The 9,398-nt window shown below is 38.6% G+C and carries 5 protein-coding genes; 3 read left to right on the forward strand and 2 right to left on the reverse strand.

Features of this window, described 5'->3' with window-relative positions:
* Window positions 1-106: 106 nt before the first annotated feature.
* Complete coding sequence (locus ACWXWT_RS10835; protein ID WP_456041598.1) at window positions 107-1,330, reverse strand: GGDEF domain-containing response regulator; 1,224 nt, start codon at window positions 1,328-1,330, stop codon at window positions 107-109.
* Window positions 1,331-1,369: 39 nt separating this feature from the next.
* Window positions 1,370-2,491 carry a beta-ketoacyl-ACP synthase III gene (locus ACWXWT_RS10840; RefSeq protein WP_456041599.1) on the reverse strand — a complete coding sequence of 374 codons (1,122 nt, stop codon included), beginning with the start codon at window positions 2,489-2,491 and terminating at the stop codon, window positions 1,370-1,372.
* 393 nt (window positions 2,492-2,884) lie between these two features.
* On the opposite strand from ACWXWT_RS10840, the gene cysK reads away from it, so the two are divergent.
* The 3 genes from cysK to ACWXWT_RS10855 all read left to right on the forward strand — a co-directional run bounded on the left by cysK (window position 2,885) and on the right by ACWXWT_RS10855 (window position 8,838).
* Entirely contained in the window at window positions 2,885-3,850 is a 966-nt protein-coding gene (gene cysK, locus ACWXWT_RS10845; protein WP_456041600.1) for a cysteine synthase A, read from the forward strand.
* 665 nt (window positions 3,851-4,515) lie between these two features.
* Window positions 4,516-7,392: a TonB-dependent receptor domain-containing protein gene (locus tag ACWXWT_RS10850; protein ID WP_456041601.1), complete on the forward strand. Its 2,877-nt coding sequence runs from the start codon at window positions 4,516-4,518 to the stop codon at window positions 7,390-7,392.
* 555 nt (window positions 7,393-7,947) lie between these two features.
* The gene (locus ACWXWT_RS10855; RefSeq protein ID WP_456041602.1) at window positions 7,948-8,838 is read left to right on the forward strand and encodes a LysR substrate-binding domain-containing protein; all 891 of its coding nucleotides are present in this window, start codon (window positions 7,948-7,950) and stop codon (window positions 8,836-8,838) included.
* Window positions 8,839-9,398 lie beyond the last annotated feature (560 nt).

Genomic DNA, 9,398 nt, shown 5'->3' on the forward strand with positions numbered 1-9,398 from the left:
TTATTGAGCACTTTTTACAGTAATCGATTAGCCAGCACAAAAACAAAAAAAGCCATTAATATTGAAAGATCAATGGCTTTAGCTAAATAAGCAATTAAGTAATCGTTTAGTAAACTACTTTATTGCGGCCTTCGCTTTTCGCTTTATACAGTAATTCATCTGCCCGCTGCAGTGTACGGTCTAACGTTTCATTACCCATTGTTGACACCCCACAACTGAATGAAATAGGCACATCTCCAGCAGAGGTCACCATAGGAGTATGTTCACATTGCTCTCTAAATTTATTCATCAATGTGCTCGCTTTAACAGAATCAAGTCCTTTAAAGGCAATAACAAACTCTTCACCACCAAATCGCGCCACCGTAAAATTACTTGAAAAAGCATTATCTAAACGTTGAACAAATTTTACTAATACTTGATCACCAACATTATGACCATATTTGTCGTTAACTTTTTTGAAAAAATCAATATCTAATAATGCCACGGACAACATTTTTTGTTCGGTATCAATATCTTGATATTGATTGAAAAAATAACCTCGAGTGTAAGCTTTCGTTAAATAATCACGATTAGCCTTATTCCATAGATCACGCATCATATCAAGCGAGTCGAGAGTATTAAGCACTCGACAATGAAACTCTTCATGTACAAAGGGTTTCTGTAAAAAGTCATTCGCACCACTTTTAATAAACTTTGCAGACAAACTTTCATCATTATCATTAGATAAACCAATAATCGCTATGTCTTCGCGATTGAACTGCTCCCGCACACTTAACACAAGCTCAATCCCATCAACTTTAGGCATATTATAATCAGTAATAAGTAACTGAATATCTGGTTGAGTTCCTAATATAGCCAGCGCTTCATGACCGTCATTCGCTTCAATCACTTTGAACAAATGTTGCTCGAGTAGCATTTTTACAAATTTACGACTGACCAATGAATCATCAGCGACCAATACTTTAACGTCTTGATTGCGATAAAGTCTGTCAATCAACTTAACCACATACTGATAACTGTAGCGCTTATCTTTTGGAATATAGTCCACTATGCTGAGTTTCAATATTTCACGACGTTGATCCGCATCAATATTACTCGTCAACACAATACATGGGGTTGAATATGATGCCACTAACCGAACTATATCGCCGTCAGAGGCATCGGGTAGATTTAAATCTGCAACAACAACAAAATATTGATTATTTTCTAATAACGTTAATGCACAAGACATATCTGGAGCAATATCAACATGATAGCCAAGCTCTAGCACAATCATGCTTTTCAAAACGCTAGACACTGTGGAGCTATCTTCTACAATCAAAACTCGCAATACTTTCACCTTTTTGGTTATTAGTTTCTACGCGCGAAATTAGCACTTTTCGAGCACAATACTGCCAATAGAATACCCTGCTCCAAATGAACACAGTAAACCCAAATCACCCGTTTTAAAGTCTTGGTTAAATTTATGAAATGCAATCACAGAACCTGCCGAAGCGGTATTAGCATACTCATCGAGTACAATAGGTGCTTGTAATGGTTCTACGTTATCACCAAGTAGTTTCTTCACGACAAATAAATTCATGTTGATGTTGGCTTGGTGAAGCCATAAACGTTTAAATTCTTCTGGTTTTATTTGTTCGTCGGTAAATTGTGCATCTAGGTGTTGGTAAATCATCGGCAACAATTCTTTGAACACCTTGCGACCTTGCTGATGGAACAGCTTATCGGCGGTACTCGCATTTTCTGGGTCGCAACGATTAACAAAACCAAAATTACTGCGAATATTACTAGAGTAATGAGTGGCGCAACGCGTAGACAATACGCTAAAGGCATGAGTTGATGTTGATAATTCCGCACGTTCAACCACCACTGCGGTGGCGACATCACCAAAAATAAAATGACTATCACGATCGCAGAAATTAATTTGGGGTGATGTTAGTTCTGGGTTTATCACGAGTACTCGGTTGGCTGTCCCACCGCGGATAGAATTCACTGCATTTACAATTGCAAAAGTAGCAGATGAACAAGCAACCAACATGTCGTAAGCAAATCCTTTAGTGCCCATTGCTTGCTGAATTTCGATGGCGATTGCAGGATAAGCTCGCTGGGTATAAGCACAAGCAACAATAACTAAATCAATGTCCTCAGCGTTTAAGTTTGCTTGCTCCAATGCTTGTTTTGCAGCTGCAATTCCCATTTCTGCTTGCATAGATAATGCTTCAGAAGGTTTGTCGGCTATTAACGGCATCATAATGTTTGTGTCAAGAATACCTTCTTTCACCATCACATAACGACTTTTGATCCCTGAAGCTTTTTCAATAAACTCACTTGAAGAATATGCTAAAGCTAATGTGTTACCTGCCTCAATCTCGATGGCGTGTTGTTGATTAAACTGATCAACATAACGGTTGTAACTGCTAACCAATTCGTCATTAGAGACACTGTAAGGTGGTGTGTATAAACCACTTCCTGAAATCACAACTTTATTCATTTTACTCTACCATTTTTAGTGAATGAGTTAGCGAAAGCTCCTGAGTGCCAGAGACTTAACAATCAATCGACATCTTTTATGAAGGTTTTATATCACGTACCGCTAACCTTACAGATCCATTGAGTGGCACAACATGGAAACATTTTGCTGATTAACGCTATTCTAGTATTTTATGATTTATTCTTGTCATACTAATATTAAATTTGTTTGATGGTCAGACCATTGAGTCGTGATTATCCACTCTAAAAGCCTAATATAGCAACATATATAAGGATTTTATAATAAAAGAACAGCCGCTAATAACTAAAAGGAATAAAGAAGAACAAACTTTCACTTCTAAATTCTGCTGAGCGGATTATGATTAGACAATGCAACCATAGGAGCAAATAATCCATGAGCAAAATTTTCGAAGATAATTCATATACTTTAGGCAACACACCGCTTGTTCGCTTGAACCGTGTTAGTAATGGCAATGTGTTAGCAAAAGTAGAAGCACGTAACCCAAGTTTTAGTGTTAAATGCCGTATTGGCGCTAATATGATTTGGGATGCTGAAAAGAAAGGTCTCCTCACCAAAGATATTGAATTAATTGAACCTACATCAGGTAACACAGGTATTGCACTTGCTTATGTTGCGGCTGCACGTGGTTACAAATTAACATTAACGATGCCAAATACCATGAGTCTTGAGCGTCGTAAGTTGCTTAAAGCCTTAGGTGCTAACTTAGTACTTACTGAAGGTGCTAAAGGTATGAAAGGTGCTATTGATAAGGCTGAAGAAATTCGCCAATCGTCGCCTGAAAAATACTTGGTTTTAGGCCAATTTGATAACCCTGCTAACCCTGAAATTCACGAAAAAACCACAGGTCCAGAAATTTGGAATGATACCGATGGTGAAGTGGATGTTTTCGTTGCTGGCGTTGGTACTGGTGGAACCTTAACGGGTGTAAGCCGTTATTTAAAAGCGCAAGGCAAAACCATTACCTCTGTTGCTGTTGAACCCGTTGATTCACCCGTCATCGCCCAAGCATTAGCAGGACAACCAATTCAACCTGGACCACATAAGATCCAAGGTATTGGTGCCGGTTTCATCCCAGGTAACTTAGACCTGTCAATTATTGACCGTGTTGAGGCTGTAACCAACGAAGAGTCTATTGAAATGGCTCGTCGTTTAATGAAGGAAGAAGGCATCTTAGTCGGTATTTCTTCTGGTGCTGCGGTTGTAGCAGCAAACCGTATTGCAGCTTTACCAGAGTTTGCAGATAAAACCATCGTAGTGGTATTGCCATCTGCTGCAGAACGTTATTTATCATCCGTTCTGTTCGCTGGTGAATTTAGCGATAGCGAAAACGTACAGTAACAATAAGATAATGGCTCATTATGAGTCATTAACATCAATAATAATAATGCCAGCGAATTAACAAGATCTGCTGGCATTTTTATATCAAAAATAATCTATAACACCAAACTACATTTGATAATACTTATACTGTCTTTTTATATTCATAATGTGCAAATAGTTATTTAAATCTTATGAATAAATAACACCTTACAAATATTCAGCAACAGTAAAGTAAATTTAAATGAGTGAACTCACACCATTTATTGCGCGCAAAAAACGGCCTTTAAAAAGCTGAATAAAGTTGATCTAGTTCAAACAATATTGATTTATTAAAATATTTAATTTTAATAAAAAAATAACCTCGACACGATTAATTAACATTTATTGTTGGGTAATAAAGCCTTTGCGCCCAAAATCAACACAAAGATAACAAACAAAATACAAATCAAATTAACGTAAATTTTTTTATTTACATTTTGGCGCTGCCGTAGTCAAAATGTAGCGGCGCCGTTAACTAACCGCGGTTTAGCGGTTAAACCTTAATTAGCTAACACATTGATTCATAAGCATTGTCTTTTCCTCTTGTTATGGTTATATCCGTGTTGGTGTAATTTTGTTTCATTTATATATTCAAAATGTATACAAAATTTACCACATAAAAAAACATATCTGGGAGTGATAAAATGCAAGTTAATTCACATTTAGCCAAGGCCATTCGTCTTGCGCTAATGAGTGGTATTGCCGTTTCTGCTGCAACCACGTTCAACACCTTTGCAGATGACGTGAGTAATACCACATCAACCGTAGAAAGAATATCAATAACAGGTTCACGTATTATTCGTGAAGGTGCAATAGCCCCAACACCTGTAACTGTTATTACTGGTGACGAATTATTGTCAACTGGTGTGACTAACATTGGTGAGGCGCTAAACCAATTGCCAGCACTAGGCAACACCTACTCACTAGCAAATTCTGGCCGCTTTATTGGCACATCGGGACTTAACTTACTTGATTTGAGAAGCATGGGTTCTGATCGAACACTAGTACTGGTTAATGGTAAACGCCATGTATCAAGCTCTGCGGGAACATCTTCTGTAGACGTCAATACCATTCCAAGTGTATGGATTGAAAAAGTAGAAGTGATTACCGGTGGCGCATCAGCCATTTACGGGGCAGATGCTGTAACGGGTGTAGTTAACTTTATTTTAAAGAAAGATATTAACGGTTTAGATATCTCAGCAACCAAAGGTTGGGCAGACGATAGCGGCCACAATAAAGATCGTTTTTCATTATCTTACGGCACTGATTTTGCGCAGGGCGACGGTAATATAGCCTTCGCAGTAGAATACAGCGCCCAAGAACAATTACGTGCATTCGACCGTGATCAAACATCGACCGCATTTACAAGCTTAACGAATCCAAATCGTGCAACCGTACCTGATGATAATGACCCGTCTAATCCAGATAGGATTTTAACGCCGAATGCAGGCCACTACACGATTAGTAATGCCGGTACTTTCTATTTAGATGGCTGGAAAAGCTTTAATCCTGATGGATCATTAAGAGATGTCTATAGTGGTCAAAATGTTGATGGAATTCGTTGCGCTAACTGTGATGTAACTAACTTAAATCAATTTGTTGAATTACAGCCAGAGTTTGAACGTTACAATCTTAATTTCAAAACAGATTATCAACTTAACGATGATCATAACGTCTATTTTGAAGCTAAGTACGTTAACAGCCAATCGACCAACGAAGGTCAACCGGCATACTTTTTTGGTAGCTCTGTTAATAACGTCAAAATTGATAATGCTTTTATCAATCCTGAACTTGTGGCGTTAATGACAGCCAACAAAGATAACAATGGCAATAACGCACCATTAGACTCTATCAATATTCGACGTTTTATGACCGATTTAGGTGTGCGTATTGAAGATGATACCCGTGAAACCCAACGTTATGTTCTAGGTTTTGACGGAACCGTATTAGAAGATTGGGATTACGATATTTATGCTATTTATGGTCAAACAGATCTAGAACGTGTTAATAAAAACAACTTAGTCTATGACAATTACGCTAATGCTCTTGATTCTGTACTAGAAAATGGTGTTGCTGTATGTCGTGATCAAGCAGCAAGAGACGCGGGTTGTGTACCCGTCAATATTTTTGGTTTTGGCGCGCCAAGTCAAGACGCTATTGATTACATTAATACTGTTTCGACAGGCACCTCAATTATTAAGCAAACCGTGTTAGGCGGAAGCATGACTAACTCTGGTTTATTCGAACTACCAGGTGGTTATGTTGGTTTTTCAACAGGTGTTGAATATCGTAAAGAAGAAAGCGAAGACTTTGAACCAGACAATGCAGAAGGCACTTTCTTCAATGCACTAGGTGAAGATAAAGGTGATTTTGATGTAAGTGAAATCTTTGCAGAAATCACTCTACCCTTATTAGCCGATTTACCTATGGTACGCCAATTAGACTTAGACCTTGCAATACGTTTTGCCGATTACAGCACCATTGGCAATGCAACAACATGGAAATCAGGTTTAAGCTGGGAAGTAGATGATCAACTCCGAGTTCGTACTACTTATTCAGAAGCCATTCGCGCACCAAACATTAGTGAGCTTTATGGCGCAGCAAGCCAAAACTTCTTCAATGTGGATGACTCTTGCCGTGCTAAACACATCAATGAACTAGCCGATCCAACTTTACGTCAGGCTAACTGTGCTGCTTTAGGGATCCCTGCGAGTTTTGATCCAGACTATGATGACAAAACCCTCGAAGGGTTAAGTGGTGGTAACCGTGAATTAGAAGCCGAAGAGTCAACAAGTTATACATTAGGGATTGTCTATCAACCTGATTTTATCGATGGGTTATCAATTACAACCGATTACTGGAATATTGAGATAGAAAACGCCATCAGTGCCGTGAGCCCTCAGGATATTATCAACCGGTGTGTTGACTCGCCATCGGGTGTGGATAACGAGTATTGTAGTTTGATTACTCGTGATGCAACCAGCCATGAAATCACGCAAATTAGACAGTTCTCGTTAAACATTTCATCACTTGAAGCTGCAGGTATCGACTTTGATATAGGTTATGTCTTTGAAGCCTTTAATGGCGATGTCCGCTCTAATCTTATTGCAACTAGGTTACTCAAACGTAAAGACTACTCTTTCCAAGACGAACCCGATACATTTGAGGAACTAGCAGGTACTGCTGGCTATGCCAAATGGCAAGCAAATTGGAGCCTAAATTACAGTATCGATAACTGGGATGTTAATTGGAGAACACGCTTTGTTGAAGGTGTAAGCCTCTATTCTGATAAGGAATTAGCATTAAATGCCAATCCTAATAGCAGCATGAAATATGGTGATTATTATATCAGTGATGTGGCGGTTGCATACAACTTCGATTCTGGTATAACACTGAAATTTGGTATCGACAATTTGTTTGACCGTGATCTACCTTACGGTAGCACAGGCACAAATGAAGACAGCTCTGCGTATGATAACGTAGGTCGTTTCTTCCACACGACAGCAACATATAAGTTTTAAATGATTGTGATGTGTTAATAAACGGCATCTTCGGATGCCGTTTTTTTACTTTAAACCAGCCAAGAATAAACATTAACACGACAAGATTGGGTCAACCTATCAAGATAAATCAACTCATTAACTTGGCGGTTAATCTTTTCTGGTTGAATGTTGTTTGGTATAAGGCGTTTTAATCTAGGCCAGCGGATTGCGCTTATCTATCTGGGCCAAATACTCTTTCAAATGCTGCTCAACCAAGAGTAATTAGCGGCTTTCTTTTACGCTGCATTTATTGACTATTTTTACTGTATTATCGGCTTTCTATGTCGCTTAGCGGCACAAAATAATCTCTGCCTTGTAACTCACTGTTTCTATTATAGGTCTTTTTTTCGCATCAAAAGCAATCTTGCAAGCTCAATAGAACCTAACCAGATAACACGACAGCTTGTTTTTTAACCAAACATTAAGCATTGTTGAATGAAGCCCACAAAATATGAAGCTATACATATATCTTCTGTTAAAAATAATTGATCATAGTATGATTATTTATATTGTTTTCCGAGAGTAAGGTAATTCATGCACTATACGCTGAAACAAATCGCCGTTTTCGATGCTGTAGCAAGTTTAGAAAGTGTGAGTGCTGCTGCAAAAAAACTGTCAATGAGCCAATCAGCAGTAAGCATGTCGTTAAGCCAACTAGAACATTTGCTAGACCGACCATTATTTATTCGCCAAGGCAATAGACTGATTATGAGTCATTGGGGCCAATGGTTGCGCCCAAGAGCAAGAAAGCTATTGCAAGATGCACAACAAATTGCCCTTGGGTTACATGACCAACATATTATCAGTGGCACAATAAAATTGTGCTCTAGTCAAACAGCTGCAGAACACTTACTGCCTACTTTGATCAGTAAAATTGATAATGACTTCCCTGAATTGAGAATCGAAATAGCCGTAGAAAACAGCGACAACGTAGCCCAAGAAGTACTCGATTATCAATTTGATATAGGTGTTATTGAAGGTCGAATTGATGATAGCAGATTACACCAAGAACCTTGGGTAGATGACCACCTAGTGGTTGTCGCTTCACCTCATCATCCGTTTGCACACCATACACGCACCAGTTTATCGCAATTAGAACAAGCAAAATGGGTGCTAAGGGAGCCAGGCGCTGGTACTCGGCGAATTTTTGATGCGGCAATCCATGGATTGATCGTTAAATTAAATGTTTGGAAAGAATACGAACATGTTGGATTATTAAAGGCGTTAGTCAAAAATGGAGTCTATCTAAGCTGCTTACCTTATTTAGATGTAGAAAAAGACATCGCAAACGGAGATTTAGTCGTGCTGACCACACCTGAGTTAAACTTAAAGCGCCATTTATCGTTTATTTGGCGTCAAGATATGGGAAACAATCCACTAAGAGATTGTCTCATTGCAGAAGCAAAGCGTATTGTTCACAGTTAATATCAATGGCATCCAAGGTTTTAATTTACAATAGGCAATCATCACGATTAAACCATGGGAGGTAATGCGCTAATTTGCAGACTTAACCAACTAAAATCAATGCAATAATACACTATATTATGAGCGCTACCAATGCCGCTTAAACAGCGTTCTCCCTAGCTAATTGTATTGAATCGACTGGCAATAGATGCGTTATTCATCAGTCCATTCTCCCCCTCAAAATCGATAGCAACACCTCAATTTTATGACTATTTTCAAGCTTCTTATCTCGAATTAAACAGGCTTAAGCAATAATTACACCAATCCTATTAAATATATGATCTTTCAGCGGGAGTTCAAAGTGCTGTAGGCAAGGCAGATGATTGAAGCGAATAGTGATCTTCGGTAACAAGCTCCTGCGTTACTCTACCTCCAGCATCTGACCGCCATGGAGGGTGGGAATGTCTTATTTTTTATGGAAAAAAATAGACCATGCAGTCGTATTTTGAAAGCATCTAACGAAGCATAAAGGACTTTGAAACCCGCCAGAATGGAGTCTCTCAGGTATTCCACTTCTGTGT

The organism is Shewanella sp. A22 (genome assembly GCF_053850585.1).